We start from the raw sequence: 26,586 nt of genomic DNA on the forward strand, positions 1-26,586 counted from the left end.
GCGCACCTCAGAGGGCTCGAGTCGGCACGTCTGCGCACCCCACAAGCACGCACCTGCGCAGACGTGCCGACTCGACGCCCTGCAGCTGCGCAGACGTGCCGACTCGGCGTTACGCGGTGCCGAGCTGGTCCAGCAGGTCCTGACGGGTGAGGACGCCGACGGGGCTGCCGTCGGCGAGGACGAGGAGCGCGTCGGCGGCCTCCAGGGCGACGACGGCGTCCTCGGAGGGGGCGCTGACGCTGATGGTCGGCAGCGGCGCGGACATGTGGTCCTCGACGCGGTCGGTGAGGCGGGCGGTGCCGGCGAAGAGGGCGTCGAGGAGGTCCCGGTCCGAGACCGACCCGGCGACCTCGGCGGCGACCACGGGCGGCTCGGCGCGGACGACGGGCATCTGGGAGACGCCGTACTCGCGCAGGATCCCGACGGCCTCGGCGATGGTCTCCGCGGGGTGGGTGTGGACGAGGTCGGGCAGGCGCCCGTCCTTGCGGCGGAGCACGTCCTCGACGGTGCGCCCGGCGTGGGTGCCCTCACCGGTGGCGAAGCCGAAGCGGCTCAGCCACTCCTCGGAGAAGACCTTGCCGAGGTAGCCCTTGCCGGAGTCCGGCAGCAGGACGACGACGACGGCGTCCGTCCGTCCCTCCTCGGCGAGCTCGTGGGCGAGCTGCACCGCGGCGTACGCCGCCATCCCGCACGAGCCGCCGACGAGCAGCGCCTCCTCACGGGCCATGCGGCGGGTGAAGGCGAACGAGTCCGCGTCGGAGACGGCGATGATCCGGTCGGCGACGGTGCGGTCGTAGGTATCGGGCCAGAAGTCCTCGCCGACGCCCTCGACCAGGTACGGGCGACCGGTGCCTCCGGAGTAGACCGAGCCGACCGGGTCGGCGCCGATCACCTGGACGTCGGGGTTCTGCTCCTTGAGGTAGCGCCCGACGCCGGAGATGGTGCCGCCGGTGCCGACGCCGGCGACGAAGTGGGTGATCCGGCCCTCGGTCTGCGCCCAGATCTCCGGGCCCGTGGTCTCGTAGTGCGACCGCGGGTTGTGGGGGTTGGAGTACTGGTCGGGCTTCCAGGCGCCCGGCTGGGCGGCGAGCCGGTCGGAGACGTTGTAGTAGGAGTCCGGGTGCTCCGGCGCGACGGCCGTCGGGCAGACCACGACCTCGGCGCCGTACGCGCGGAGGACGTTGCGCTTGTCCTCGCTCACCTTGTCGGGGCACACGAAGACGCAGTGGTAGCCGCGCTCCTGCGCGACCATCGCGAGACCCACGCCGGTGTTGCCGGACGTCGGCTCGACGATCGTGCCGCCCGGCTGCAGCAGGCCCTCGGCCTCGGCCGCGTCGACCATGCGGGTGGCGATGCGGTCCTTCACCGAGCCGCCGGGGTTCATGTACTCGACCTTCGCGAGCACCAGCGGCAGGTCCTGGTCCCCCGAGGACCCGGGTGCGTGGAGGACACGGCGCAACCGCACGAGGGGCGTGTCGCCGATGAGGTCGAGGACGGAGTCGACGTACTGCATACCCCGACCCTAGGGCGTCCCCTGCTGTTCACAGACGCTCACTAGAGTCCCCGGTGTGGGGAGAGCCGGAGCCGCCAGGAAGCTCGCGTCGGCCGCCGCCCTCGGAGGGGGCGGGATGACCGCCGTGGGCGCCGGTCTGTACGGCCTGCTGCGGGTCGAGGCCAAGGTCGCGCGCCGCATCATCGGCGTCCGCCTCGAGGAGCCCGTCCCCGACGCCACCGGGTGGTACGGCCGTGGCCGCCCGGGTCCGGCGCACCGGGTGGCGCTGATCGGGGACTCCAGCGCGGCCGGGTACGGCGTCGCGACCGTGGAGGACACCCCGGGCGCCGCCCTGGCCTCCGGGCTGTCGCAGCGCACCGGGCGACGCGTCTACCTCCGGTCGTTCGCCGTCGTCGGCGCCCAGACGAGCGAGATCTCGCCCCAGGTCGACTCCGCGCTCCTGATCGAGCCCGACGTCGCCGTGATCCTCGTCGGCGCGAACGACGTCACCCACACCGTGCTGCCGAAGGAGTCGGTGCGCCACCTCTCCGAGCAGGTACGGCGGCTGCGCGACGCCGGCGTCGAGGTCGTCGTCGGCACGTGCCCCGACCTCGGGACGCTGAAGCCGATCGCTCCCCCGCTCAAGCAGGTCGCCCGCACCTGGTCGCGCCGGCTGGCCGCCGCTCAGACGATCGCCGTGGTCGAGGCCGGCGGGCGCACCGTGTCGGTGGGGTCGATCCTCGGCCCCGAGTTCGAGGCGGCGCCGGCGATCCTGTTCGGGCCCGACCAGTTCCATCCCTCCGCCGACGGCTACCGCTCGCTGGTCGCGGTGATGCTGCCGTCGGTGCTGGCGGCGCTCGGCCTCGAGCCCGACGACGAGGAGCACCTCGAGGCCCTGCGCGGCGAGGCCGTGATGCCGGTCGCGCGGGCCGCGGTGGCCGCCGTACGGCAGCCGGGCACGGAGCTCGGCGGCACGGAGGTCCGGGGCGACCGCCTCGGTGTCCGCGGCCGCTGGGTGGAGCTGCGGCACCGGCGCCGTCGTCCGCAGGAGGCGGCCGAGGGCCCGCAGGCCAGCGAGTCCGCCGAGCACGTCCCGTCCTGACGCGACGAGGCCCCGGCCGTCGTACGACCGGGGCCTCGTGCGTGAGGTGCGTGCGGGTCAGTCCTGGCTGAAGATCGCCAGGATGCGCAGCAGGTTGATGTAGATCCAGACCAGGCTGACGGTCAGGCCGAACGCGGCGCGCCACGACTCGCGCTCGTCGAGACCGGCGGCGACGCCCTTCTCCACGAAGTCGAAGTCGAGGATCAGGAAGAACACACCGAGCACGAGGCCGGCGACGGCGGTCAGCAGGCCCAGCGCGCCGAAGCCGAACAGGCCGGTCTGCACGCCGAAGAGGCTGAGCACGAACGACAGCAGCATCAGGCCGATCATCCCGAACGCGGCGGCGACGACGCCCTTGCGGAACTTGTCGCCCACCTTGATGTTCAGGACCTTGTAGGCGGTGAGCGTGCCGGCGAACGCGGCGAACGTGCCGAAGACGGCGCCGCTCACGACGCCCGTGCCGAACATGACGTCGAACGACTTGCTCAGCGCGCCCAGCGCGATGCCCTCGAACACGGCGAAGGCCATGACCAGGGCGGGGCTGACGACCCGCTTGAACGAGTTGACCATCGACAGGACGAAGGCGGCGATCGCACCGAAGCCCGCGATGCCCGACACCGTCGCCAGCGTCTGCTGGTCGGTGATCGGGGGCGTGATGATCCACGTCGCCAGGGCGACGACGATGACGATGCCGAGCGAGATGGCGGTCTTCTGGACGACCGAGTCGATCGTCATGGGGGTGGACTTGTAGCCGGCGCCGTGACCGCCCTGCGCGACGTCCCACTGGGACGGGTCGCCCTGGCCGTACTGGCCGTACTGCCCGGGCTGCGCGTAGCCGCCGTACGGGGCTCCGGCGCCCTGTCCACCGCGCTGCCCGTTGAACTCGGCGGAGCGGTTGAACACCGGATTGCTGCTTCTCATCAGTCTCTCCTCGAGGCTGGGGGGTGGCCGCCTGCGGTGGCGGCTCGCCGAGAACCCAGGGTATCGGGGTCTCACAGGAAACAACGAGGAAGAGGGTCGGTTCGTTCCCTCACCGGCCCCCGCGGGGCCGCGGGGCGGTGTGACACGGGCGACAGCCGAGTCGGCCCGAACGGACCCCTCCAGAACGCCGAGTCGGCCCGGACGTACCCCTCCCGGACGCCGAGTCGGCCCGGACGTCCCCCTCCCGCACGCCGAGTCGGCCCGGACGTACCCCTCCCGGACGCCGAGTCGGCCCGAACGTCCCCCTCCCGCACGCCGAGGCGGCCCGAACGTCCCTCTCCCGCACGCCGAGTCGGCCCGAACGTCGCGGTGGAGCAGTGCCCCCGCTGGGACTCGAACCCAGAACTGATCGCTTTTAAGGCGACTCCCTCTGCCGGTTGGGGCACGGGGGCGTGGGCAGCACGCTAACGAGCACCGGACCGACACCCGCGCCGCGTGTGCGCCCGGGCCGACTCGACGCCCCCACGGCGTGCGCCCGGGCCGACTCGACGCCCCCACGACGTGCGCCCGGGCCGACTCGACGCCCCCACGACGTGCGCCCGGGCCGACTCGACGCCCCCACAGCGTGCGCCCGGGCCGACTCGACGCCCCCACGACGTGCGCCCGGGCCGACTCGACACCCCCACGGCGTGCGTCCGGGCCGACTCGGCTCAGATCCAGCCCTGCTCGCGGGCGGTGCGGGCGGCCTCGGCCCGGGTGGCGGTGCCGGTCTTGCCGATGGCGGACGACAGGTGGTTGCGGACGGTCCCGGGCGAGAGGTGGACGGCGGCGGCGATCCGGGCGACGGTGGCGCCGGTGAGGGCCTCGCGGAGGACGTCGGCCTCGCGGGCGGTGAGCGGGCTCGCTCCCCCGACCAGCGACTCCGCGGCCAGCGTGGGGTCGACGACGCGGAGCCCGGCGTGGACCCGTCGTACGGCGTCGGCCAGCTCGGCGGCCGGGGTGTCCTTGACGACGAACCCCGACGCCCCGGCCTCCATCGCGCGGCGCAGGTAGCCGGGGCGGCCGAAGGTGGTGACCACCAGGGTCCGGACGCCGGGGAGCTCGCGTCTCACCGCGGCGGCGGCCTCGAGCCCGTCGGCGCCGGGCATCTCGATGTCCAGCAGGCACACGTCGACCCCGGCGGCGCGGGCGGCGCCGACGACCTCGTCGCCGCGTCCGACCTGCGCGACCACCTCGAGGTCCGCCTCGAGGTCGAGCAGGGCGGCGAGGGCACCGCGGACCAGCGCCTGGTCGTCGGCGAGGAGCAGGCGGATCGTGCTCACGGCCACGACACCTCCAGCCGGGTGCCCGGGGCGGTGTCGGTGACCTCGAGGACTCCCCCGGCGGCCCGGACCCGCTCGGCGACGCCCCGCAGGCCGTTGCCGTGGCCGGCGTGCCCGAGGCCGCGGCCGTCGTCGCGGACGACCAGGGAGTGCTGTCCCAGCTCGACGACGCAACGGGTGGCCCCGGCGTGGCGGACGACGTTCGTCACGGCCTCCCGCAGCACCCACGCCAGGACGAGGCGACGGCGCGGGTCGACGACGGCGACGTCGGTGGGCACCTCGGCCTCGACCCCGGCGGCGGCCAGGGCGCGGTCGGCGCCGGCGAGCTCGTCACCGAGGCGGGCGATCCGGAGCCCGGCGACGGTGGCGCGCACCTCGGCCAGCGCCTCCCGGCCGAGCGACTGGACGTCCGCGAGCTCGGCGACGGCCCGCTCCCGGGTCTCAGGCGTGTCCTTCTCGAGCAGCCGCTGGGCGAGCTCCGCCTTCGTCGTGATGACGGTCAGGCTGTGCCCGAGGACGTCGTGGACGTCGCGCGCCACCCGTTCCCGCTCGGTCGCGATCGCCGCCTCCTCCTGGACCGCCTGCCGCAGCTCGCGCTGCTGCTCCATGCCCCGCAGGACGACGCTGACGACCGTCATCATCACGACCAGCGCGAACAGGAACGCCGCGGCGAGGTCGCCCACCAGCCACCACGTCAGGCCGGCCAGGGCGGGGACGCCGACGACCGACGCCACGGCCACCCGCTGCGTGCCGAGCAGGCAGCACAGCACCACGACGAAGACGAGCATCCCCATCGCGGTCGAGCCGAGCTGGGTGGTGACCGCGGCCCACAGCGCCAGCAGGCCCAGCGCGAACCACGGCGTACGACGCTGCGTGTCCTCGGGCCGCCGGTGCTCGCCGACCCAGGCCGCGACGTACACCGCCGCGAACACCGCGACCCCGAGCAGCACGGTCGAGCGCACCCACAGCGGGGCGTCGAGCTGGACGGCGTCCACGACCGGGAAGATCAGGAACGCCAGCCAGACGCTCGCGTAGAGGATCCCCCAGCGCTCGGAGGGGTCCGGGGCGGCGGCGGGCGCCGCGACGGACGGGGCCGACGGGGCAGGCACGCTCACTGACGACCGCGTCCGCGGCGGACCAGCCACGTCGCCAGCAGTCCCAGGATCAGTGCCCACGCGCCCAGGTTTAGCAGCGGCAGCCAGAGCGGGTCGACCGCGGCCGTGCCGCCGGAGCTGTCGGGCAGCGCCCCCTCGGTGATCGGGTAGCGCACCAGCGAGACGTAGCCGTAGAGGGGCGTGAAGCGGGCGATGTCGAGCAGGGTCCCCGACAGCGGGATGAAGATGTTGCCGAGGAAGCCGAGGACGACGACGATCCCGCCGATCGCGTTGACGGCGCCCTCCGTGCGGAACGCCAGGCCGACGACGAGGCCGAACAGGGCGAACACCCAGGCGCCGGCGAGGACCCCGAGCAGGCTCAGGCCCCAGGCCGCGGCCGTGCCCGCGGCGCCGGTGAGGATGCCGAGGACGGCGATGACGCTGACGGGGATGAGCGCGACCAGGACCGCGAGCGTCGCCTTGACCGCGACGTACCCGGAGTCGCGCAGCGGGGTGAGGCCCAGCTGACGGCCCCAGCCCTGCATCCGCTCGACGGCCGCGGCGCCGCCGATCCCCGTGGTGGCCGTGACCGCGCCGTACGCCGCCATCGAGACCATGATGTAGAGCGCGACGTTGCCGTTGCCGGCCGACTCGGACCCGAAGTCCTGCGCCACGCCGAAGATCAGGTAGAAGAACGCCGGCAGGATCGCGACGAAGAACAGCGTCACGCGGTCGCGGGCGAAGCGCTTGAGCTCGAGGCCCAGGTAGGTGGTGTTCATCGGGTCTGCTCCGTCTCGTCGGAGGTGGTCCGGTTCTCGGGCCGGGTCTCGGGCCGGGTGAGGGTGGCGAAGGCGTCGTCGAGGGAGCCGGCGACGACCTCGAGGCCGTGGGCCCCGTGGTCGACGAGCAGCGCCCGGGCGACGGCGTCGGAGTCGGTGCCCGTGACGTGGAGCCGTCCGCCGGTGACCTCGGCCGCGGCGACACCGGGCAGCGACCGCGCGACGGCCACGAGCCGCTCGCGGGCCGCGGGGTCCGCGGGGGCGTCGACGCTGACGGCGCGCCCGGCGACGCGGCTGCGGATCTCGGCCGTGGTGCCGTCGGCGAGCACCCGGCCGGCGCCGATCACGACGATGCGGTCGGCGAACGTGTCGGCCTCGGACAGGTAGTGGGTGGCGAAGACGACGGTGCGGCCGGCTGCGGCCTCGGCGTGCATCGCGTCCCAGAACTCACGGCGGGCGGTGACGTCCATGCCCGCGGTGGGCTCGTCCAGGACGAGCAGGTCGGGGTCGGGCAGCAGCGCCAGCGCGAAGCGCAGCCGCTGCTGCTCGCCGCCGGAGCACTTCGAGACCAGCCGCGCGCCGAGGTGGGCGATGCCCGCCCGCTCGAGCACCTCGTCGACGGGCGACGGAGCGGCGTACGTCGACGCGACGAGGCGGACCGTCTCGGCGACGGTGAGGTCGCGCAGCAGGCCGCCGGTCTGCAGCACGGCCGCCACGCGGCCGGCCGTCACGGCCTCCCGGGGGCGCTGCCCGAACACCCGGGCGGTGCCGCCGGTCGGCTCGGTGAGCCCGAGCACCATGTCGAGGGTCGTGGTCTTGCCGGCCCCGTTGGGGCCGAGGACCGCGACCACCTCGCCGGCGTCCACGGTGAGGTCGATGCCGCGGACGGCGAGGACGTCACCGTCGCGGGTGCGGAAGGTCTTCTCGAGGCCGACCAGCTCGATCGCGGCCCCGCCGGTGGTGTCGGCCGCGCTGCGGCCGGGGGTGTGCCCTGTCGTGTGCATGCCCCGACTCTGGCCCTGCCGCGGCCCGATCGCCCGGAGCAGGCGTCACGTCCTGCCCCTGACATCCGTCACGGGCCGGCGACCTCCCGGGCGCGGGCGAGGACGGCGTCGAGCATCTGTTCGGTGAGCCGGCCGGTGAAGGTGTTCTGCTGGCTGGGGTGGAAGCAGCCGACCAGCAGGACGTCGGGGCGGCCGTCCCCGGACCCGGCACGGGGCGCCGGCAGCAGGGCCTCGGCGGCATGGCCGAACCGCGGCCGGGGGCGGGGCACCTCGTGGCCGAGGTCGCGCAGGGTGCGCAGGGCGACGTCCCAGCCGAAGGAGCCGAGCGCGACGACGACCCGCACCGCGGGCATCAGCCGCAGCTCGGCGGTGATCCACGGAGCGCAGGTGTCGCGCTCGGCGGTGGTCGGCTTGTTGGCCGGCGGGGCGCAGCGGACGCCCATCGTCATGCGGACGCCGAGCAGCTCCTGGCCGTCGCCGGCGTGGAGGCTGGTGGCCTGCGTGGCCATCCCGCTGCGGTGCAGTGCGGCGTGGAGCCAGTCGGCGGACCGGTCGCCGGTGAAGATGCGGCCCGTCCGGTTGCCGCCCTGGGCGGCGGGGGCGAGCCCGACGACGACGATCCGGGCGTCGAGGGGGCCCATGCCGGCGAGCGGCCGCCCGAAGTAGGGCTCGTCGACGTACGACGCCCGCTTGGTCGCGGCGACCTCCTCGCGCCAGTCGACGAGGCGCGGGCACGCGCGGCAGACGGTGGCGGCGGCGTCGAGGTCCGCCAGGCCGGCGGCTCCTCCGGTGCGGACGGCGGCGGCGGCCACCCGTCGTACGGCGGCGGGGGTGCGGGCCACGGGGGTGGCGTCGTCGGCGAGGTCGCCGGGCCACCCGGTGCCGGGTGGGACCGGAGAGACGAACCGCACCCCCGTCAGGGGGTGCGGCAGTCCTTCGTGCGGTCCTGGGGTGGTGCTCAGGAGGCCGGCGGCGGCCCGGCCGGGGGCTGGGCGTTGAAGTTCGGCGTCGGCGAGTCGGAGGAGCCCGAGGAGTCGGAGCGGACCTCGTCGGCCTTCTCCTGCACCGTGTCCGCGGCCTGCGACGCGGTCTCCTGGACCTTGCCGGCAGCCTGCGCGGCGGTCTCCTTGACCTTGTCGGCCACGACCGGCGCCTGCTCCTTCACGGTCTCGGTCACCTGCTCGGTGGCGCGCTGGACCTGCGGGTTGCTCCGGACCTTCCCGGCGGCGGCGAGGATCTCCTCGTAGCGGTCCCGTCCGGCCTTGGCGCCGAGCACGTACCCCGCCCCGAAGGCGGCGAGCATCGTCAGCTTGCTCATGGGGGTCCTTTCCCTCGTGGTGGTCGCCCAACCCTAGTGGTGGGCGCCCGTCATCTCACTGGCGCAGGCCGTCGGCGATCCCGTCGAGGACGTCGCCCACCGACGCGAGGACCTCCGACGTCCTGATGCGCGCCAGTACCCGTTCCAGCACGACACCCCCGGCCGGCAGGACGTCGGCGCGGCCGGGGTCGACCCAACCCGTCGCGACCCGCTGCTCGGTGGTCATGGCCGCCAGCCTGGCGACGAGGTCCCTGACGGCGTCGACGTCGCAGGCGAGGCCGTCCGCCGCGGCGAGGTCGCCCACCCCGTGCAGGCCGGCGGCGAGGGTCAGGACGGTGCCCGCCACCCCGACGACGGTGCGCGCCGCGGCCAGGTCGACCCCGGAGGCGTCGAGAGCGGCGTCGAGGGCGGCGTCGACGTCGCGGGCGCAGGCCACGAGCTCCTCGGGCGTGGGCGGGTCGTGGTGGAGGTGACGCTCGGCGAGGCGGACGGCGCCGACGTCGGCGCTGTGGGCGGCGAGGACCTGCGGCCCTGCCGGTCCGGTCGCCCCGCCGGCCTCGCCGAGGACCAGCTCGGTCGACCCGCCCCCGATGTCGACCACAAGGACGGGACCTGGCGTGTCGGCGGGCACGCCGGCGACCGCGCCGGCGAACGTCAGCGCGGCCTCCTCGTCACCGCTCAGCACCTCCGGCTCGACGCCCAGCCGGGCGCGGACACCGTCGGCGAGACGCGCCCGGTCCTCGGGCCCGGCGGCGTCGCGCACCGCCGAGGTGGCGCAGAAGCGGACCCGGTCGACACCGGCGTCGGCCAGCACCGCGGCGTACTCGTCGAGGGCGGCGAGGAGCCGGTCCAGGGCGGACGGCGCGAGGCGCCCGGTGGCGTCGACGCCCTCGCCGAGCCGCACGATGCGGCCCACGCGGAGGACGACCTCGCCAGCGTCGTCGAGCACCAGCAGGCGGACGGTGTTGGTGCCGCAGTCGACGGCCGCGACCCTCATCCGGACGCGGGACCGGCGGGCTCCTCGAGGCCGACACACGGTCCGTCGGCCCACCACTGCCCCAGCCGCTCGAGGGTCTCGTCGCCCAGCGGGTTGACCCCGGGGCCCTGGGCCAGCGACTGCGCGGCGAGCGAGTGGAGGCACTTGACGCGACTGGGCATCCCGCCGGCGGAGACACCGGCGATCTCCGGAACCTCGCCGACCTCCGCCTCGATCGCGGCCCGGGCGGCGAGGTAGCGCTCGTGCGCCGCCGCGTACGCCGCCGCGAGGTCGGGGTCGGTGGCGAGCCGCTCCTGCATGCCGGCCATCTGGCCCGTGCCCTCGAGGGTGCCGATCAGCGAGGCCACCCGCGGGCAGGTCAGGTAGAAGGTGGTGGGGAACGGGGTGCCGTCGGGCAGTCGCGGCTCGGTGGTGACGACGTCGGGCAGGCCGCACCCGCAGCGGTGACCCACGGCGTGCACGCCGCGCGCGGGGCGGCCGAGCTGGCGTCGTACGGCGGCCAGGTCCTGCTCGCTCGCGGCCTCGTGCTCCTCGGCGGTCACCGGCCGGACCCGGGCCCGATCTGCTCGGCCGGCTCCTTCTCCTCGAGCCGCTCCGGGCGTCCGGCGATCTCGACGGACTCCCAGGCGGTCTCCCACCAGGCGGTCGGTCGCTCGGGCTCCGGCTCGACGTCCGGCAGTCCGTTGCCGGCGCCGAGCGGCTCGCCGTCCTCGTCGAGCACCTGGAACCCGGTCTCGCCGGGCATCAGGTAGCCGAACCGGGCCCGCGCCTGGGAGGCCAGGTAGACCGGGTCCTCCCAGCGGCGCTGCTCCCGCTCGAGGGCGGTGATCGCGTCCTGGCGCTGGAGGATCTCGGCCTTCACGTCGGCGATGTGCTCGCGCTGCACCAGGTAGGCGCGCAGCGACGAGGCGTAGGAGACGACGAGGACGGCGAGGACCAGCGCGAGGACGGCTCCCCGCCCGGTCACCCGGGGCCGCTCGGTGCGGCCGGTCCCCGGGGGTCCCGGCCGCCGCGTCGTCGTCATCGTCGTCCGCCTGCTGCGCTCAGCGGGCCGCGCGCGGGAAGGCCGCGGCACCGGCGTACCGGGCCGCGTCGCCGAGCTCGGACTCGATGCGCAGCAACTGGTTGTACTTCGCGACCCGGTCGGAGCGCGCCGGGGCGCCGGACTTGATCTGGCCGCAGTTGGTGGCGACCGCGAGGTCGGCGATGGTGACGTCCTCGGTCTCGCCGGAGCGGTGGCTCATCATGCAGCGGTAGCCGGAGCGGTGCGCGAGGTCGACGGCGTCGAGGGTCTCGGTCAGCGACCCGATCTGGTTGACCTTGACCAGCAGCGCGTTGGCCTGGCCGCCCTCGATGCCGCGGCGCAGCCGCTCGGGGTTGGTGACGAACAGGTCGTCGCCGACGATCTGGACCTTGTCGCCGATGAGGTCGGTGATGGCCTTCCAGCCCTCCCAGTCGTCCTCGTCGAGCGGGTCCTCGATGCTCACGATCGGGTACGCCGCGGCGAGCTCGGCGTAGTAGTCGGTCATCTGGGCGGCGGTGCGCTTCTTGCCCTCGAAGGTGTACTTGCCCTTCTCGCAGAACTCGGTGGCCGCGACGTCGAGCGCCAGCGCGACGTCCGTGCCGAGCGTCAGGCCCGCGGCCTTGACCGCGTCGGCGATCAGGTCGAGCGCGGCCCGGTTGGACTTCAGGTCGGGGGCGAAGCCGCCCTCGTCGCCGACACCGGTGGCGAGGCCCTTCTTCTTCAGCACCGACTTGAGCGCGTGGTAGACCTCGGCGCCCTGCTGGACGGCCTCGGAGAACGACGCGGCGCCGATCGGCGCGATCATGAACTCCTGGACGTCGACGTTGGTGTCGGCGTGGGCCCCGCCGTTGAGGATGTTCATCATCGGCACCGGCAGCACGTGGGCGTTGGGCCCGCCGACGTAGCGGTACAGCGGGAGCTGCGCGGACTCCGCGGCGGCCTTGGCCACGGCGAGGGAGACACCGAGGATCGCGTTGGCGCCGTACGTCGCCTTGTTGGGCGTCGCGTCGAGCTGGATCATCACCTGGTCGACCAGGCGCTGGTCGTCGGCCTCGAGGCCCTCGACCGCGGCGGCCAGGGTGTCGTTCACGCCGTCCACGGCCTTGCGGACGCCCTTGCCGAGATAGCGGTCGCCACCGTCGCGGAGCTCCACCGCCTCGAAGGCCCCCGTGGAGGCGCCGCTGGGCACCGCGGCGCGACCGAACGCGCCGTCCTCGAGCTGGACCTCCACCTCGACGGTGGGGTTGCCGCGGGAGTCGAGGATCTCGCGGGCTCCGACGGCTTCGATGGCTGCCACGTGGTGCTCCTGGGGTCGAGGGGGTGTCAGGGGCTCACCGGCCCCGGACGGGCGCTCGCCAGCCTAACGGCGTCGGAGCCCTCGCTGTCGCCTCCCGCGCCCGGACGGGGCGCGCCCGTCACACGCGCCCGTCGCGCGCGGCCGTCACACGCAGCCGGGGCGGCCCGGTGCACGTGGCACCGGACCGCCCCGGTCCTGCCCGGTCCTGCTGGGTCCTGCTGGGTCCTGCTGGGTCCTGCTGGGTCCTGCTGGGTCCTGCTGGGTCCTGCTGGGTCCTGCTGGCTGCGGGTCCCTAGTTGCGCGTCACCCGGAGGATCCGCAGCGGGCTGTTCGCCCGCGTCGTGGTCTCGGTCGGCAGGACCACCGCGCGGATGCGGTGCTTGCCGGCCGGCTGCTTCGGCAGGCCCACGACGAACGAGCCGTCGCGGCTGACCGTGCGGGTCGCGATGACCGTCCCGGCCTTGCGGACCTGCAGCGTCACCTGCTCGACGTCGGCGTCACCGAGGTCCAGCTCGACCAGCGCGCGGGGCTTCTGGCCGACCCTGATCGGGTTCCGCTCGAGCGTCATCCCGAGCTCCGGTGTGGTCGGCTCGACCGGGGGCTCCGGGTCGGTCGGGGGCTGGACGCCCTCGACGCTCCCGGCGGCCCACAGCAGCCCGTGGCCGAGCTGGCTGTAGGCGCCCCGCGTGTAGGTGCGGAACGTCGGCGTCGTGCCGAACACCATGGCGTTGGCGCCGCGGCGGGTGGTCCCCGAGATCACGGCCGCCTTGCCGGCGGCGGCGTCCGGGCCGAGAGCGGGGAGACCACGCGGGTCGGTGGTGTCCCAGTGGCCGGAGACCAGCGGGTTGCCGGCGCCGTACCGCGCCTCGACGTCGGTGTTCACGCCCAGGTTGGTGAACCAGGTCGCGGGGACGATCAGGCCGTACGCCTGGGCGACCGGCTCGAGGAGGCTGCCCTCGGGCGTCTCGATGTCGACGATGCCCGTGCCCTCGCTGTTGCCCACGACCGAGGTCGCGGTCAGCAGCCCGTAGGTGGTGGCGAACGTCGCGGCGGCCGAGCCGCGCCCGACGACGCCGCGTCCCTCGGAGAGGAAGGCGCGGACGGCGTCCGCACCGGCCGTCTGGTCGGCGGTGAAGGTGAGCGGCGCGCCGATGTAGAGGACGTCCAGGTCACCCAGGTCGATCGAGCCGTCCGTGACGCCCGCGGCCGTCAGCAGCGTGAGGTCGTCGAAGCCCATCTGGCCCAGGGCCAGGCGGTCGTCGGCGGTGCCGGTGTAGCCGATCCGCAGGTCGTCGAGCCCCTTGGCGCCCTCGGACTCGAGGACGGCGGGGTCCACGGTGGTGAAGGTGACCCGGTGCTCCGCGGCGGCGGCCTCGGCGGCGGCGTACGACGCGGGGTCGTCGCCGAGCACCGCGGTGCCGGACGGCAGCCACGTCACGGGGACGTCGGCGGCGAGCACGTCGTTCAGGGCCCGCAGCTCGGCGCCGCCGAGCAGCTTCAGACCCAGGTAGTCGCCGGCCGCCGGCACCGAGCCGGTGAGGGCGGCACCGTCGACGGCCTCGACCGCGACGGGCAGGTCCGCGTCGGTGGTGGAGCCCACGGGGCGGGTCGTGGCGCCCCAGATGAGGCCCGGGGCCCAGGCGGAGACGTCGTACATCGACTCGACGCGGTCGGAGATGTCGCTGCCCTCGTCGAGCAGCGCGTTGGCCAGGCCGCGCATCGGCTGGTGCATGTCGACGACGTAGGAGCCGGCCGGGTACGTCGTGCCGTCGACGTCGAAGTCGGCGGTGGCCCGCGAGACCTCGATGTCGTGGGCGACGAGGAAGTCGACGAGCGCGGCGGCGTCGGTCTCGGAGCGCTGCGTGCCGCCGGTGCCGATCACGTACGCGCGGGGCAGGTCGGCGGCGTACGCCTCACCGCCGTCGGCGTCCCACTCGGACTGCCACTGCGTGGGGCCGGGGACCGTCGTCGGGTCCAGGATCGGCTCCAGCGGCTCGCCCGCCTCACCGCGACGGAACGTCTCGATCTGGTTGTCGAGGAGCTCGTCGCCCTTCTCGGCGAAGTAGTCGACGGTCGTGTCCATGACGACCGCGCCGACCTCCTTGTTGATCGCGGTGCGCTGGGCCGGCGTGTACTGCACCGGCGTCGTCCCGCGACCCAGGGGCAGCTCGACCGTGCTGGTCACCGCACCCTGGAACGCCATGTACTGGGCGGTGAAGATCGGCGGCCAGTCGTCCCAGCCGGACGGGATGTCGCGGTAGGGGATGAGGATGCCGCCGGCGGAGGTCAGCGGGTTGCCCTCGATGTCGGCCTCGACGACGGCGTCCTCGATCTCCAGCGCCGACTCGTAGGCGTGGGGGATGAAGAGGTCGTAGTCGTAGTTCTCGCCGTGCGGCGGGCCGGTCGGCTCGACCTGGAGGTTGCCGGTGTAGCCGTGCAGGTCGGAGAAGAACAGCGGCTGGATGTCGTCCGCGAGGTCGCGGATGATCGTCGTCTCGGGCGTGGTGTTGGTGATGAAGTCACGGTTGGGGTCGAGACCGAGGGCGGTCTGGCGGGTGCCGTTGACGCGACCGTCGGGGTTGTTGGTGACCGTGAAGTACATGCGGTTGCCGCGCAGCAGGTTCAGCGCGGCGCGGTCGCCGGACTCGTAGGCGTCCACGACCTCGTCGATGTAGTCGAGCGTCATGTCGGCGCCCTCCCACTCGTTGCCGTGGATGTTGCCGTTGAACCAGATCGGCAGCTTGTAGCCGGCCTGCAGGGCCGTGTCGGACGCCGCAGCGGCGGCGTCCTCCTTGATGGCCTCGCGCCACTGCGCCTGCTGGGCGGTCTGCTCGGCGGTCTCCGGAGCGGTGAGCGTGACCAGGTAGATGTCACGGCCCTGGGTCGACTGGCCGACGACCTGCGTCGACACGGCGTCCGTGCTGCGCATGACCCGCTGCAGGCGCGGCGCGATCTCGTCGTACGGGAAGGCGCCGCGGGCGATCGAGGCGTCGGCGGGGTTCGCCGGGAAGACCTTGAGCTGCGGCTGCGACGGGTAGCTGGACGGCGGGGCCGGCACGTCCGAGGTGGCGGCCAGCTCACGGGCGGTCGCCTCGGGGGAGGTGCGGACCGAGCGGGCGGGGGCGGACGGCGCCGCGGAGCGGCTGTCCGGGGCCCGGACACCGTCCTCCGGAGCCGCGGTGGCGCTGGTGGCGCCGGTGACGAGGGTGCCGGTGAGCAGCAGCGCGAGGCTGCCGCCCGCCAGGGGACCAAGACGACTCACGGGGGTGGGGTCCTTTCGACGGGTGATGTGTGGATCCTGTCGGAACCTGTGCTTCCTGTGGTCGCGGTTCGGTAACGCTTGCGACCGTCGCCGGGCTGCGGGCCGGTGCGCGAGGATGGGGACGTGACGGAACCCGGACGTCGACTCCCCCACGGCGTGTTCGACGACGGCGTCGACCCCGACGTCCGCTTCTCGCTGGCCAACGAGCGCACCTACCTCGCCTGGGTCCGCACCGGGCTCGCGCTCGTCGCCGGCGCGGTCGCCGTCCACTCCCCCGTCCTCGACCTGGGCCGGGTCACCGGCACCCTGCTCTCGGCGTGGCTGCTGATCCTCGCCGCCACCTGCGTCGGCCAGGGATGGTGGCGCTGGCAGCGGACCGAGAGGGCGCTCCGCCGTACCGGCCACCTGCCCGGCTTCGGCGGCGGGCTCGCCTTCGGCGTCGGGGTGTTCACCCTCGTCCTCGGGGTCGCCGTCACCAGCGTCCTCGCGCTCCTGTAGCTCGCCGAGGCGGCACGTCTGCGCACCCCAGGACCGCCGAGTCGGCACGTCTGCGCACCCCGAGCCCACGAAAGTGGCAGGACGAATCGTCCTTCTCACCCGGTCTCGACCCGCGGTCGCGGCCTCGCAAGCTCGGCCGCGCGCTCGCTCGACCTGCGCCGCGTCACGGCCTCGCGAGCTCGGCCGTGGCGGCTTGACTCGACCCGACTCAGGACGTCCAGCGGGGCAGGAGGGCGCGGGGGGAGCGGGCGCGCCAGGCGCCGAGCCAGACGCCGGTGCCGTAGGCGAGGTCGTCGAGGCGGTGGGCGAGGCCGTGGCGGACGACGTCCTGGGTCGCGCGCGTACGGCGGTGGTCGGCCACCGCCTCCGCGACGGCGGCGAGGACGACGACCCGGCGGGCGCGCCGCGACACCGCGCAGGCCGCGAGCGCGACCGGCCAGTGGTGCCTCGTGATCGACCCGGCGGTCTGGTGGGCCGTGGCCCGCACGCCGGAGCCGACGAGGCGGGCGGCGACGAGGTGGGGGTGGTCGGCGGCGGGGACCTTGCCGGCGATCCGGTGGGTGGTCACGGCGAGCACGGCCGCGGCGGCCAGGGGCGACCACCGCCGCTGCGCGAGGACGGCGACGGTGAGGGCGACGCTCCACGGCGCCACCACGGCGGGGGCGACGGCGTCCCCGTGCCGGGCGGCGAGGAGCGCGGCGCCGGTGCCGTAGTAGGCCTTGCGGCGCAGCCAGGCCCCGGTGGCGGTGCGGTGGCGGTGGGCGACCGCGACCTCGGGGTCGTAGCGGGCGCGCCACCCGGCGGCGACGGCGCGCCAGACGAGGTCGACGTCCTCCGCGACGCGCAGGTCGGGGTCGAACCCGCCGCGCACCGCCTCGGTCCGCGCCACCAGGCACGCGCTGGGCAGGTACGACACCGCCGAGCCCGGCCGGACGCCGGCGGGGAGGTCGCCCAGGTCGAGCGACGAGCGGTCCCGCTCGTACGCCGCCACCCACCCCTCGCGCCCGCCACCCTCGGGCCCGCCGCCGGGCGCGACGGCCGTGATCCGCGGCGCGACGAGCCCGACCCGCGGGTCGTCGAGCTGGGCCAGGAGCCGACGCAGCCACACCCCGCCGTCCCCGCCCTCGGGCCGGACGTCGGCGTCGCAGAAGCAGACCGCCGGGGTCCGGACGACGGCGAGCCCGGTGTTGCGCGCGACGGCCGGGCCGCGGTTGGCCCGGTGGCGCAGCAGGATCGCGCCGGGTCGGGCGGCGACCACCCGGCGCAGCGCCAGCGCGTCCGGGGAGGCGTCGTCGACCACCACGACGCCGACCTCGGGCGGCAGCGCGGCGAGCAGGACGGCGACCCCGTCCGCGTCGTCGTACGCCGGCACGACGACGGTCACCGCCTCGCCCAGCCGGAGCGGTCCGGACCCGGGAACCGGGTCGGCCAGGCCGGCGTCGAGCAGCGAGCGGGCCAGCGTCGCGTCCACGGCGTCGCGGACGACCAGCCCGCGACCGCCCGCTCCCCCGAGTCGAGCGACGGCCGCGGGCGTCAGGCGCAGCACGGTCCCGGCGGTGCCGCCGACCAGCAGCAGGCCGTCGCCCGCCGCCGCGGCCCGCGTACGACGGGACAGCCGGAGGGCGAACCCGTCCGGCAGGCGTCCGGTCGGGACGTCGAGGGGGGCGGTCGTCACGGGGCGGACTCCGTCGCCCGCGCGCGGGACGTGCCAGGGCGCAGGCGGCCGTCCTCGTCCACGTCGATGTCGACCAGCTCGCCGACGACCCGGCGGACCAGCGACTCCACGATCCCCCGGCCCTCCTCGGCGGTGGCGCCGGTGGGGTCGCCGAGCACGCCGTTCGGCGACACCGCCCGCACGCCCCGGGCGACGAGCTCGGCCATGAGCTCGCGCGCCGGCGTCGTCACGCCGGGCTCGGCGAGGCCGGGCTGGACCGACCAGGGCGCGAGGTGGCGCAGGATCGAGGTCTCGGTGCGCCCTGCGTGGGCGTCGCCGCCGGGCACGCCGCAGCCCGTCCAGGCGACGGGCCTCCCCTCGTGGCGCAGCAGGGCCACGGCCCGCTTCAGGGTCGGGACGTTGCCGCCGTGGCCGTTGACGAACACCACGCCCTGCGCCCACCGGCACGCCGAGCGGCCGAGCTCGACGAGCAGCAGGTACAGCGCCTCGTGCCCGATCGACACCGTGCCGGGGAAGTCCTCGTGCTCGCCGGACGCGCCGTACGACAGCGTCGGTGCGACGGCGACCGCCCGGCCCTCGGCGACCAGCCGCTCCGCCGCGAGCCGGGCGACCGCGGCGGCGACCATCGTGTCCGTGCCCAGCGGCAGGTGCGGACCGTGCTGCTCCGTCGACCCGACGGGCACCAGCAGCAACGTGCCGCGGTCGTCGTCCAGCAGCGGCCAGCGCCGCTGGGCGAGCGCGTGGTGCACGTGCCGCGGGGGCCCGCCGGGTGCGCTCACACGCCCGCCAGCGGACTCTCGTCGCAGGCGCTCGTCGGCTTCCTCCGCATCAGGGTGAGCGGCACGATCCCGCTGGGCGCGTTGCGGACCGTCCCGGTGTGCGAGTGGTCCTGCGACTGACCGGGCAGCGTCGTCCGGTCGACCGCGGCGAGCGCCTCGGCGCTGTTGCCCTTCACGCACTCGGGGTCGGGCCCGTCGAGCGGGAGGCCGGTGAAGAACTTCGCGGCCATGCACCCGCCCCGGCACGCGTCGTACGCCGAGCACTGCGTGCAGGCCCCGCCGGTCTGCGGGCTGCGGAGGTCGGCGAACAGCTCGGAGTGCTTCCACACCCCGTCGAAGCCGTCGACGTGCTCGCCGCGCGGGTCGGCGTGGCCCTCGCGGACGTTGCCGGCCAGGAACCGGTCGTGGATCGCGAACGGGCAGGCGTAGACGTCCCCGATCGGGTCGACCAGGCACACCACCCGGCCGGCGCCGCACAGGTTCAGGCCCGGCAGACCGCCGGTGCCGTCCTGCTCGGCGTACGCCGCGAGGTGGAAGAAGGAGTCCCCGGTCAGGACGCCCTCGCCGTTCGCGACGAGCCAGTCGTACAGCTCGCGCTGCTGCTCGGGCAGCGGGTGCAGCTCGTCCCAGACGTCGGCGCCGCGACCCGAGGGACGCAGGCGGGTGAGCCGCAGCTGGGCGCCGTAGTGGTCGGCGATCGCCTTGAACTCGTCGAGCTGGGAGATGTTGTGGCGGGTGCAGACCACGGAGAGCTTGAAGTCCTTCATGCCCGCGGCCTGCATGTTGGCCATCGCGGTCATCGCTGCGTCGTAGGTGCCGACGCCGCGGACGGCGTCGTTGACCTCGGGGGTGGCGCCGTCCAGGGAGATCTGGACGTCGACGTAGTCGGTCGCCGCGAGCCGCGCGGCCCGCTCGGGGGTGATCCGGAAGCCGTTGGTGGAGAACTTCACGCCCACGTGGTGGTCCACGGCGTAGTCGAGGAGCTCCCAGAAGTCGGGTCGCACCGTCGGCTCGCCGCCGCCGATGTTGACGTAGAAGATCTGCATCGCCTCGAAGGTGTCGATGAGCGCCTTGCACTCGTCGGTCGTCAGCTCGCGGGGGTCGCGGCGACCGGAGCTCGACAGGCAGTGCAGGCACGACAGGTTGCAGGCGTAGGTCAGCTCCCACGTCAGGCAGATGGGCGCGTCGAGACCGAGCTCGAACTGGTCGACCAGCCGGTTCTGCTTCGGGGTGGGCCGCTGCGGCAGCACGGGCTCGAGGGCGCCGTGGTCCTGGGCGTCGAGGGTCGGGCGTTCGGGGGCCCGGTGATCGAGGACGGTCATGCGGCGCGCTCCTTGATGATGCCCGTGCGGGCGAGGGTCTCCAGCGCCCCGAGGTACGCCATCCGCTCGCGCTCGGCCACGCCGGCGGCGGCGAGCGCCTCGGTCACGGACGGCGCGTCGGCGAGGCCGCGGACCACGGTGACGAGGGTCGGGGTCTTGAGGAAGCTGAGCTGGCGGGTGTGGAAGTCGTAGGCGAGGGCGCCGAACGGCTCGGGACGCAGCGCGACCGATCCCGAGAGGCCCCAGGTCCCCTCCGGACTGACGAGCGGTGCCGCCGTGCTGCTGGACGGCTCGCCCGGGGCGACGGTCTCGGTCGGCTGCGTCCCGGAGGTCATGTCAGTAGACCCCGCACATGCCGTCGATGGAGACCTCTTCGACCAGCGCGTCGCTGGTCAGCTCGGCCTCGTCTCCCCTGTCGATGGAAGTGGTGTCCGGCTCCATGCGCGTCCTCCTCGGGGTGAGCGGGACCCCGGTGGCCCCGTCCGTGACCACGCTAGGAACGCAGCACCGACCGGGCACCCACCCTCGCGACGGCACCACCTGCCCGATCGGGCAGGTGCGGTCCTGGTCAGCGGCAGTGTCTTGCGATCCCCACCTACTCCCCGGGGCCGCGCGCTCCTAGCGTCCACGCCCAGCACCACCACCAGCCCGCGCCCCCTCCTGGAGGAGAACCGATGCAAGTAGACGAGCTGCTCAAGCCGTTCCCGATCAAGGAGTTCCACCCGTTCCCGCGGGCCCTGATGGGCCCCGGCGCGCACGAGATGATCGGCCCCGAGGCCCTCAAGCTGGGCTTCAAGAAGACCCTGATCATGACCTCGGGCCTGCGCGGGACGGACATCGTCCACAAGATCGCGGAGTCGATGAAGTACCACGGCCTCGAGGTCGTCATCTACGACAAGGTCGAGTCCAACCCCAAGGACTACAACGTCATGGACGCGGTGGGGCTCTACCAGGAGAACGCCTGCGACTCCTTCGTCTCCATCGGTGGCGGCTCGTCGCACGACGCCTGCAAGGGCGCCCGCGTCTCGGTCGCCCACGACGGGCGCAACGTGAACGAGTTCGAGGGCTTCAACATGTCCGAGAACCCGAAGAACCCGCCCCACATCGCGGTCTCCACCACGGCCGGCACCGGCTCGGAGACCTCGTGGGCCTACGTCATCACCGACACCACGACGGACCCCGACAACCCGCACAAGTACGTCGCCTTCGACGACGCCTCGGTGACCACCCTGGCGATCGACGACCCGGTGCTCTACTACGACTGCCCGGTCGACTACACCGCCCAGTGCGGGTTCGACGTCCTCGCGCACGCCTCGGAGCCGTACGTCTCCCGGCTCAACTTCGAGCCCAGCCTCGGCAACGCGATCCGCGCGATCAAGCTGACCAGCGAGAACCTCCGCGAGGCGGTCTGGAACGGCCAGGACCTCAAGGGCCGCGAGGGCATGATGTACGCGCAGTACATCGCCGCCCAGGCCTTCAACTCCGGCGGCCTCGGGATCATCCACTCGATCAGCCACGCGGTGTCGGCGTTCTACGACACCCACCACGGCCTCAACAACGCGATCGCGCTGCCCCGGGTGTGGGCATTCAACATGCCGGCCCGCTACAAGGCCTTCGCCGAGATCGCCGTGGCGATGGGCGTCGACGTCGGCGGCATGACGACGGTGCAGGCCGCGGACGCCGCGCTCGCCGCGTCGATCCGTCTGCTCCGCGACGTGGGGATCACCGAGAAGTTCACCGACGTCACGCAGGACACCTACTCGAAGAACCGCCTCGGCACCGGCCCGACGAAGTTCTACGAGAACGAGAAGGTCATCACCGGCGACGACGCCGACGTGGACCGCATCACGAACCACGTCCTCGGCGACGCCTGCACCCCGGGCAACGCCAAGGAGTGCACGTTCGAGACGGTCCGCCCCGTGGTCGACCACTGCATGAACGGCGACCTGGACGACCTGCTCATCTGAGTCGGCACCATCCCCTCGGTCTCGACAGGCTCGACCCCCGGTGGTCGAGCCTGTCGAGACCCGTCCGGCCCCACCCGATCGACATCCCCAGGAGACGCGTTGACCACGAGCCAGGACCAGCCGACCGACGCCCCGGCGGACCCCACGGTGGACCCCGCGGTGGACTTCGCGTCCGTGGACGACGTCCGGGAGCGCTTCTCCGAGGCCGGCTACCTCGTGGACGAACGCCTGGCGACGACCGTCTTCCTCCAGACCCGCCTCGACAAGCCGGTGCTCCTCGAGGGGCCCGCCGGAGTCGGCAAGACCCAGCTCGCGCAGAGCCTCGCCCAGGTGACCGGTCGCCGGCTGGTCCGGCTGCAGTGCTACGAGGGCCAGGACGAGACCAAGGCCCTCTACGAGTGGGACTACGGCAAGCAGCTGCTCTACACCCAGATCCTGCGGGAGAAGATCGGCCAGATCGTCGAGGACACCTCGACCATCCCCGAGGCCGTGGACCGCATCGCCGCCCAGGACAGCGTCTTCTTCTCCGACAAGTTCCTCGCCCCCCGGCCGCTGCTCGAGGCGATCACCTCGCCGGAGCCCGTCGTCCTGCTCATCGACGAGGTCGACCGTGCCGACGAGGCGCTCGAGGCGGTCCTCCTGGAGCTGCTCGCCGAGTACCAGATCTCGATCCCGGAGATCGGGACCGTGGTCGCCGAGCACAAGCCGTACGTCGTCCTGACCTCCAACAACACCCGCGACCTGTCGGCGGCCCTCAAGCGCCGCTGCCTGCACCTGTTCCTGGACTACCCGGACGCCCAGCGCGAGCTGGAGATCATCGCGAGCAAGGACACCGGGCTCTCGGAGACCCTCGCGACGCGGCTGGTCGAGGTCGTGCGCCAGCTGCGCGAGCTCGACCTGCGCAAGTCCCCCTCGATCTCGGAGACCATCGACTGGGCCCGGACCCTCGCCGTCCTCGGCGTCTCCGAGCTCTCCGCGGAGGTGCTGTCCTCGACGCTCAACGTGGTCGTCAAGTACGAGCGCGACCTGGCCCGCGCCCTGCGCGAGGTCCCGGCGCTGTCCGACCCGAACGCCGAGGTCCCGGACCCCTCCGGGCACGGCCACGGCCACGGGCACGGCGAGGGACACGGCCACGGGCACGACGAGGAGCCCAAGCGGCCGCCCTCCCCGCCGCGGACGCCCGTGGTGGACGACGAGGACGACCTCGGCGGCCCGTCGGGCAAGGAGAAGCGCGCCTCGAAGGACCAGCCGGGTCGCCACGACGAGGCCTACTACGGGTCGACGTCCTCACCAGGGAGGTCGCCCGGCTCGCGGTCGGTGAGCAGCAGCCAGGGCGCCCGCTCCTTCCAGGGAACGCGCAAGCGTCCCCTCTGAGCGGACGGGGCGAGAGTCGTGGAGGGCGCGCTGCACCGGTTCATCCGCTGGCTGCGGGTGCACGGGGTGCGGGTCAGCACCGCCGAGGCCATCGACGCGATGCACGCGGTCTCCGCGCCCGGCGTCCTGGACGACCGCGCCGTGCTGAAGTCCGCGCTGGCGGTCACGCTGGTGAAGGACCGCCGCGACCTGGCGACCTTCGACAAGGTCTTCGACCGGTTCTTCGGGCTGGTGCGCATCGCGGAGGACGAGGTCGGCCACGGCCACGGGCACGGCCACGACGACCTGGACGACGACGGCGAGCTGGAGAAGTTCTCCCTGTCCGAGGACCCTGGCGGCACCCCGGAGGAGGGGCACAACCACGACAGGCCGAAGGACATCAAGGAGTTCTTCAACCCCGAGGACATGGCGCAGCAGTTCAACCTGCACCAGGAGGCGAACCGCCTCGACATGGCGTCGATGACCGACGAGATCGTCTTCTCGGACGACACGAAGGACTCGATGGGCGAGGCCGCGCGGGTGCAGATGTCGACCCAGCGGATGCACAACCCGGGCAACCCCGGCGAGCTGGCCGGCACGCCGGGGCTCGAGCTCGAGACCGAGCTGACGGTCGCCGAGGAGATGACGCTGCTCGCCTGGCTGGACCAGGCCGAGGACGACCAGGACGACGAGGACGACCCGGAGCACACGGCCTCCCTCGCCGGGCTCCGCGAGGCGCTGGCGCCGTTCCTCGCGTCCCTGCCGGAGAAGCTCAAGGACCACCTCGAGAAGCTCATGGCGGCCGACCTCGAGATCGAGGAGCGGGAGATCGAGGCCGCCCAGGCGGAGACCATCGACGAGTCGGAGCGCGCCGCGCTGGAGGAGTCGCTGCGCCGGCTGCTGCGCTCGCTGCACGGCGCTCCCCGGCCACGCCGCAAGGCCTCGGCCCGCGGCACCGTCGACGGGCGGCGGACCATGCGCAGCAACATGCGGTACGACGGCGTCCCGTTCCGCCCGGTCACCGTCTCGAAGGTCGAGGACCGGCCGCGGCTGCTGGTGCTGTGCGACGTCTCGCTGTCGGTGCGCTCGACGGCGCGCTTCACCATGCACATGGTGCACGGGCTGCAGTCCGTCGCCGCGTCGGTGCGCACCTTCGCGTTCGTCGCGGACGTCGTCGAGACCACGGACCTGTTCGCCGAGCACCGCACCGAGGAGGCGCTGTCGCTGGTGCTGTCCGGCCTCCCGGCGGGCGGGATCCTCGACGTCGACGCGGACTCCGACTACGGCAACGTCTTCGAGGACTTCCTCGAGCAGTTCGGCAGCGCCGTCACCCGTCGTACGACGCTGGTGGTGCTCGGTGACGGCCGCAGCAACGGCAAGGACCCCGGCCTGCCGGCGTTCGAGGAGCTCACCCGCCGCGCGCGGGAGACCGTCTGGCTGACCCCGGAGCCGCGCTACTCGTGGGGCCTCGGGCGCTGCGACCTGCCGGCGTACGCCGAGCTCTGCTCGCGCATCCAGGTCGTCCGCAACCTCTCCGGGCTGGAGCGCGCGACCGAGCGACCCGTCGGCGGCCCCCGGTGACCGCGGAGACGGCCCAGGCCGCCCCGGCCCTCGACCCGTTCGCCGCGCTGGTCGGCGGCACCTACCGCGACGGCGCGGTCGAGGTGCGGTGCGCCGGCCCCCGCCCGACGCCCGAGCCCGGCGCCGTGCGCACCCCGCACTTCGACGTGCTGCTGGGCCCCGGACCCGTGAGGGTGACGCACTCGATCGGCCCCGACGAGGTCGACGACGACCTCGCCGGCCTGCTCGCCGACGAGCTGTTCCGACCCGGGTGGCTCCGTGGCTCGGAGATGTTCGAGCGGCTGTTCACCGGCGTCGTCCGGAGCGTCGACGACGACGCCGTCACCGCGTGGACGGCGTTCTACCGCAACACCCTCGCGCGGGCGGCCGACCCCGGACCCCCGCCGGCAGGGACGGACCCCGGCGCCCACGGCACCATCGCCGGCTACGCCCCGGTCTGGGACCACGCCCTGCCGTACGCCGAGGGGTCGGCCTCGGTCCTGGAGCTGGGGTCGTGCTTCGGGTTCTTCGCGCTGCGGCTCGCCCAGGAGGGCCACCGGGTCACCGCCAGCGACGTCTCCCCCGGCACCGTCGACCTGCTCGCCCGCATCGCCCCCGCGCTGGGCCTGCCCGTCGGGGCGGTGGTGGCCGACGCCGCCCACGTGCCGGCGCCGGACTCGTCGTACGACACCGTGATCGCGCTGCACCTCCTGGAGCACCTCGACCCCGACCACGGCGACCGCGTCGTCGCCGAGGCCCTGCGGGTCGCCCGTCGCCGCGTGGTCGTCGCCGTCCCGCTCGAGGACGTCGCCGACGACACCTGGGGCCACGTCCGCACCGTCTCGCTGGCCGACCTCGAGGCCTGGGGCGCGGCGAGCGGCCGCCCCCACGACGTCCACGAGCACCACGGCGGGTGGCTCGTCGTCGACCTGTGAACCGTCAGTCTCGACGCGGTCGCTCGCCAGAGATCGCTCCCTGCTCGACCACCTCCGTTCCGGAGGTTGAGGTGCGACGAGCCCTGGCGAGGAGCCACGAGACCCCGCGAGTGACCTCGCACATCCCACCGGATCTCGTGGCTCGGCCGTGGCCGGCCTCGCGCCTCGATCACCGGGAGGCGGCCGGTTAGATCACGCCGAGCTTGGTCGCCTCGTACACCGCCTCGGCGCGGCGGGAGACGCCGAGCTTGCGCAGGATGTTGCCGACGTGGAACTTGGCGGTGGTCTCCGAGATGTAGAGGCGCTCCCCGATGGCGCGGTTCGACAGGCCGCGCGCCAGCAGCGCGAGGACCTCCCGCTCGCGGTCGGTGAGGTGCTGGTGCTGCTCCGGCTCCGGGGCGTTGAGGCCGCGGACCATCGCGGCGGCACTGCGGGCGTCGAAGGCGGACCCGCCGCGGGAGACGTCGCGGATGGCGCGGACCAGGCCCGAGGTGTCCACGTCCTTGACGACGTACCCCTTCGCGCCGGCGCGGACGGCGGACAGCACGAGCTTCTCGTCGAGGAAGGTGGTCAGCACGAGGACGGCCAGGTCCGGGTGCTCGGCGACGAGCTGCGCGCAGAGCGTCAGCCCCTCGGAGTCCGACGTGGTGGACAGCTTGAGGTCGAGCAGGACGACGTCCGGCTCGACCCGCGCGACCACGGTGGCGGCCTCCGCGGCGGTGGACGCCTCGGCGAGGACCCGCAGGTCCCGCTCGCGCTCCAGGATCGAGCGCAGGCCCTGGCGGACGATGGCGTGGTCGTCGACGAGCATGATGCCGATCTCGCCGGTCGCCGCCTTCTCCGCCTCGGCGTACGGCGCCGTGCTCGGGGTCAGCGTGGCCATGT

General features: G+C 74.0%; 25 protein-coding genes and 1 tRNA gene. 6 read left to right on the plus strand and 20 right to left on the minus strand.

The annotated features are described in order from the left end of the window. Positions 1 to 109: 109 nt before the first annotated feature. The gene (locus Q0858_RS08215) at positions 110 to 1,513 is read right to left on the minus strand and encodes a cystathionine beta-synthase (RefSeq protein WP_299052587.1); all 1,404 of its coding nucleotides are present in this window, start codon (positions 1,511 to 1,513) and stop codon (positions 110 to 112) included. Positions 1,514 to 1,568: 55 nt separating this feature from the next. Between Q0858_RS08215 and Q0858_RS08220 the strand changes: the two genes are divergently transcribed. Then, complete coding sequence (locus Q0858_RS08220; protein ID WP_299052589.1) at positions 1,569 to 2,594, plus strand: SGNH/GDSL hydrolase family protein; 1,026 nt, start codon at positions 1,569 to 1,571, stop codon at positions 2,592 to 2,594. 57 nt (positions 2,595 to 2,651) lie between these two features. Here the strand turns inward: Q0858_RS08220 and Q0858_RS08225 are convergent, their stop codons facing one another. The 13 genes from Q0858_RS08225 to Q0858_RS08285 form a co-directional block, all read right to left on the minus strand. Next, positions 2,652 to 3,515 carry a Bax inhibitor-1/YccA family protein gene (locus Q0858_RS08225; protein ID WP_299052592.1) on the minus strand — a complete coding sequence of 288 codons (864 nt, stop codon included), beginning with the start codon at positions 3,513 to 3,515 and terminating at the stop codon, positions 2,652 to 2,654. 378 nt (positions 3,516 to 3,893) lie between these two features. Further along, positions 3,894 to 3,967 (minus strand) — tRNA-Leu (locus Q0858_RS08230). Between the two features lie 258 nt (positions 3,968 to 4,225). Beyond that, complete coding sequence (locus tag Q0858_RS08235) at positions 4,226 to 4,837, minus strand: response regulator transcription factor (protein WP_299052595.1); 612 nt, start codon at positions 4,835 to 4,837, stop codon at positions 4,226 to 4,228. Further along, a complete protein-coding gene (locus tag Q0858_RS08240; RefSeq protein WP_299052597.1) occupies positions 4,834 to 5,952 on the minus strand; it encodes a histidine kinase in 1,119 nt (372 codons plus the stop codon). The genes Q0858_RS08235 and Q0858_RS08240 overlap by 4 nt, the downstream gene beginning before the upstream one ends. Next, entirely contained in the window at positions 5,949 to 6,710 is a 762-nt protein-coding gene (locus tag Q0858_RS08245) for an ABC transporter permease (protein ID WP_299052600.1), read from the minus strand. The genes Q0858_RS08240 and Q0858_RS08245 overlap by 4 nt, the downstream gene beginning before the upstream one ends. Beyond that, positions 6,707 to 7,714, minus strand: a complete 1,008-nt coding sequence (locus tag Q0858_RS08250) for an ABC transporter ATP-binding protein (RefSeq protein ID WP_299052603.1) — start codon at positions 7,712 to 7,714, stop codon at positions 6,707 to 6,709. The genes Q0858_RS08245 and Q0858_RS08250 overlap by 4 nt, the downstream gene beginning before the upstream one ends. A 68-nt stretch (positions 7,715 to 7,782) precedes the next feature. Further along, positions 7,783 to 8,625: a uracil-DNA glycosylase gene (locus Q0858_RS08255; protein ID WP_299052605.1), complete on the minus strand. Its 843-nt coding sequence runs from the start codon at positions 8,623 to 8,625 to the stop codon at positions 7,783 to 7,785. A 47-nt stretch (positions 8,626 to 8,672) separates the two neighbouring features. After that, positions 8,673 to 9,032, minus strand: a complete 360-nt coding sequence (locus tag Q0858_RS08260; RefSeq protein WP_299052608.1) for a hypothetical protein — start codon at positions 9,030 to 9,032, stop codon at positions 8,673 to 8,675. Between the two features lie 55 nt (positions 9,033 to 9,087). Then, on the minus strand, positions 9,088 to 10,029 hold the full coding sequence (locus Q0858_RS08265; RefSeq protein ID WP_299052611.1) for an exopolyphosphatase: 942 nt from the start codon (positions 10,027 to 10,029) through the stop codon (positions 9,088 to 9,090). Continuing rightward, positions 10,026 to 10,571 carry a DUF501 domain-containing protein gene (locus Q0858_RS08270; RefSeq protein WP_299052613.1) on the minus strand — a complete coding sequence of 182 codons (546 nt, stop codon included), beginning with the start codon at positions 10,569 to 10,571 and terminating at the stop codon, positions 10,026 to 10,028. The genes Q0858_RS08265 and Q0858_RS08270 overlap by 4 nt, the downstream gene beginning before the upstream one ends. Then, positions 10,568 to 11,053, minus strand: coding sequence for a septum formation initiator family protein (locus Q0858_RS08275; protein ID WP_299052614.1), 486 nt, complete (start codon positions 11,051 to 11,053; stop codon positions 10,568 to 10,570). Before Q0858_RS08275 ends, Q0858_RS08270 begins: the two co-directional genes overlap by 4 nt. Positions 11,054 to 11,072: 19 nt before the next feature. Continuing rightward, positions 11,073 to 12,350 carry a phosphopyruvate hydratase gene (gene eno / locus Q0858_RS08280; RefSeq protein ID WP_299052617.1) on the minus strand — a complete coding sequence of 426 codons (1,278 nt, stop codon included), beginning with the start codon at positions 12,348 to 12,350 and terminating at the stop codon, positions 11,073 to 11,075. A 292-nt stretch (positions 12,351 to 12,642) separates the two neighbouring features. Beyond that, on the minus strand, positions 12,643 to 15,612 hold the full coding sequence (locus tag Q0858_RS08285) for a M14 family zinc carboxypeptidase (protein ID WP_299052620.1): 2,970 nt from the start codon (positions 15,610 to 15,612) through the stop codon (positions 12,643 to 12,645). A 123-nt stretch (positions 15,613 to 15,735) separates the two neighbouring features. Between Q0858_RS08285 and Q0858_RS08290 the strand changes: the two genes are divergently transcribed. Beyond that, positions 15,736 to 16,110 (plus strand): DUF202 domain-containing protein, encoded by a 375-nt coding sequence (locus tag Q0858_RS08290; protein WP_299052622.1) that lies wholly within the window; start codon positions 15,736 to 15,738, stop codon positions 16,108 to 16,110. A gap of 208 nt (positions 16,111 to 16,318) precedes the next feature. Here the strand turns inward: Q0858_RS08290 and mftF are convergent, their stop codons facing one another. From mftF to mftA, 5 genes are read right to left on the minus strand one after another with little or no spacing between them, the layout of a single operon-like run. Next, the gene (gene mftF, locus Q0858_RS08295) at positions 16,319 to 17,785 is read right to left on the minus strand and encodes a mycofactocin biosynthesis glycosyltransferase MftF (protein ID WP_299052624.1); all 1,467 of its coding nucleotides are present in this window, start codon (positions 17,783 to 17,785) and stop codon (positions 16,319 to 16,321) included. Beyond that, a complete protein-coding gene (gene mftE, locus Q0858_RS08300; RefSeq protein WP_299052627.1) occupies positions 17,782 to 18,564 on the minus strand; it encodes a mycofactocin biosynthesis peptidyl-dipeptidase MftE in 783 nt (260 codons plus the stop codon). Before mftE ends, mftF begins: the two co-directional genes overlap by 4 nt. Then, positions 18,561 to 19,886: a mycofactocin radical SAM maturase gene (mftC, locus tag Q0858_RS08305; protein ID WP_299052629.1), complete on the minus strand. Its 1,326-nt coding sequence runs from the start codon at positions 19,884 to 19,886 to the stop codon at positions 18,561 to 18,563. Before mftC ends, mftE begins: the two co-directional genes overlap by 4 nt. Continuing rightward, the gene (mftB, locus tag Q0858_RS08310; RefSeq protein ID WP_299052631.1) at positions 19,883 to 20,221 is read right to left on the minus strand and encodes a mycofactocin biosynthesis chaperone MftB; all 339 of its coding nucleotides are present in this window, start codon (positions 20,219 to 20,221) and stop codon (positions 19,883 to 19,885) included. The genes mftC and mftB overlap by 4 nt, the downstream gene beginning before the upstream one ends. A 1-nt stretch (position 20,222) precedes the next feature. Then, entirely contained in the window at positions 20,223 to 20,327 is a 105-nt protein-coding gene (mftA, locus tag Q0858_RS08315) for a mycofactocin precursor MftA (protein ID WP_299052634.1), read from the minus strand. Between the two features lie 233 nt (positions 20,328 to 20,560). On the opposite strand from mftA, the gene mdo reads away from it, so the two are divergent. From mdo to mftM, 4 genes are all read left to right on the plus strand, one after another. Beyond that, positions 20,561 to 21,853: an NDMA-dependent methanol dehydrogenase gene (mdo, locus tag Q0858_RS08320; RefSeq protein ID WP_299052636.1), complete on the plus strand. Its 1,293-nt coding sequence runs from the start codon at positions 20,561 to 20,563 to the stop codon at positions 21,851 to 21,853. A gap of 99 nt (positions 21,854 to 21,952) precedes the next feature. Further along, complete coding sequence (locus tag Q0858_RS08325; protein ID WP_299052638.1) at positions 21,953 to 23,227, plus strand: MoxR family ATPase; 1,275 nt, start codon at positions 21,953 to 21,955, stop codon at positions 23,225 to 23,227. 18 nt (positions 23,228 to 23,245) lie between these two features. Further along, the gene (locus Q0858_RS08330) at positions 23,246 to 24,787 is read left to right on the plus strand and encodes a VWA domain-containing protein (RefSeq protein ID WP_299052640.1); all 1,542 of its coding nucleotides are present in this window, start codon (positions 23,246 to 23,248) and stop codon (positions 24,785 to 24,787) included. Next, complete coding sequence (mftM, locus tag Q0858_RS08335; RefSeq protein WP_299052642.1) at positions 24,784 to 25,701, plus strand: mycofactocin oligosaccharide methyltransferase MftM; 918 nt, start codon at positions 24,784 to 24,786, stop codon at positions 25,699 to 25,701. The genes Q0858_RS08330 and mftM overlap by 4 nt, the downstream gene beginning before the upstream one ends. Before the next feature lie 187 nt (positions 25,702 to 25,888). Here mftM and Q0858_RS08340 read toward each other — a convergent pair whose 3' ends face one another. Continuing rightward, complete coding sequence (locus tag Q0858_RS08340; protein WP_299052643.1) at positions 25,889 to 26,584, minus strand: response regulator transcription factor; 696 nt, start codon at positions 26,582 to 26,584, stop codon at positions 25,889 to 25,891. Positions 26,585 to 26,586 lie beyond the last annotated feature (2 nt).

The organism is uncultured Nocardioides sp. (assembly GCF_947489365.1).
Classification (GTDB): Bacteria; Actinomycetota; Actinomycetes; order Propionibacteriales; family Nocardioidaceae; genus Nocardioides.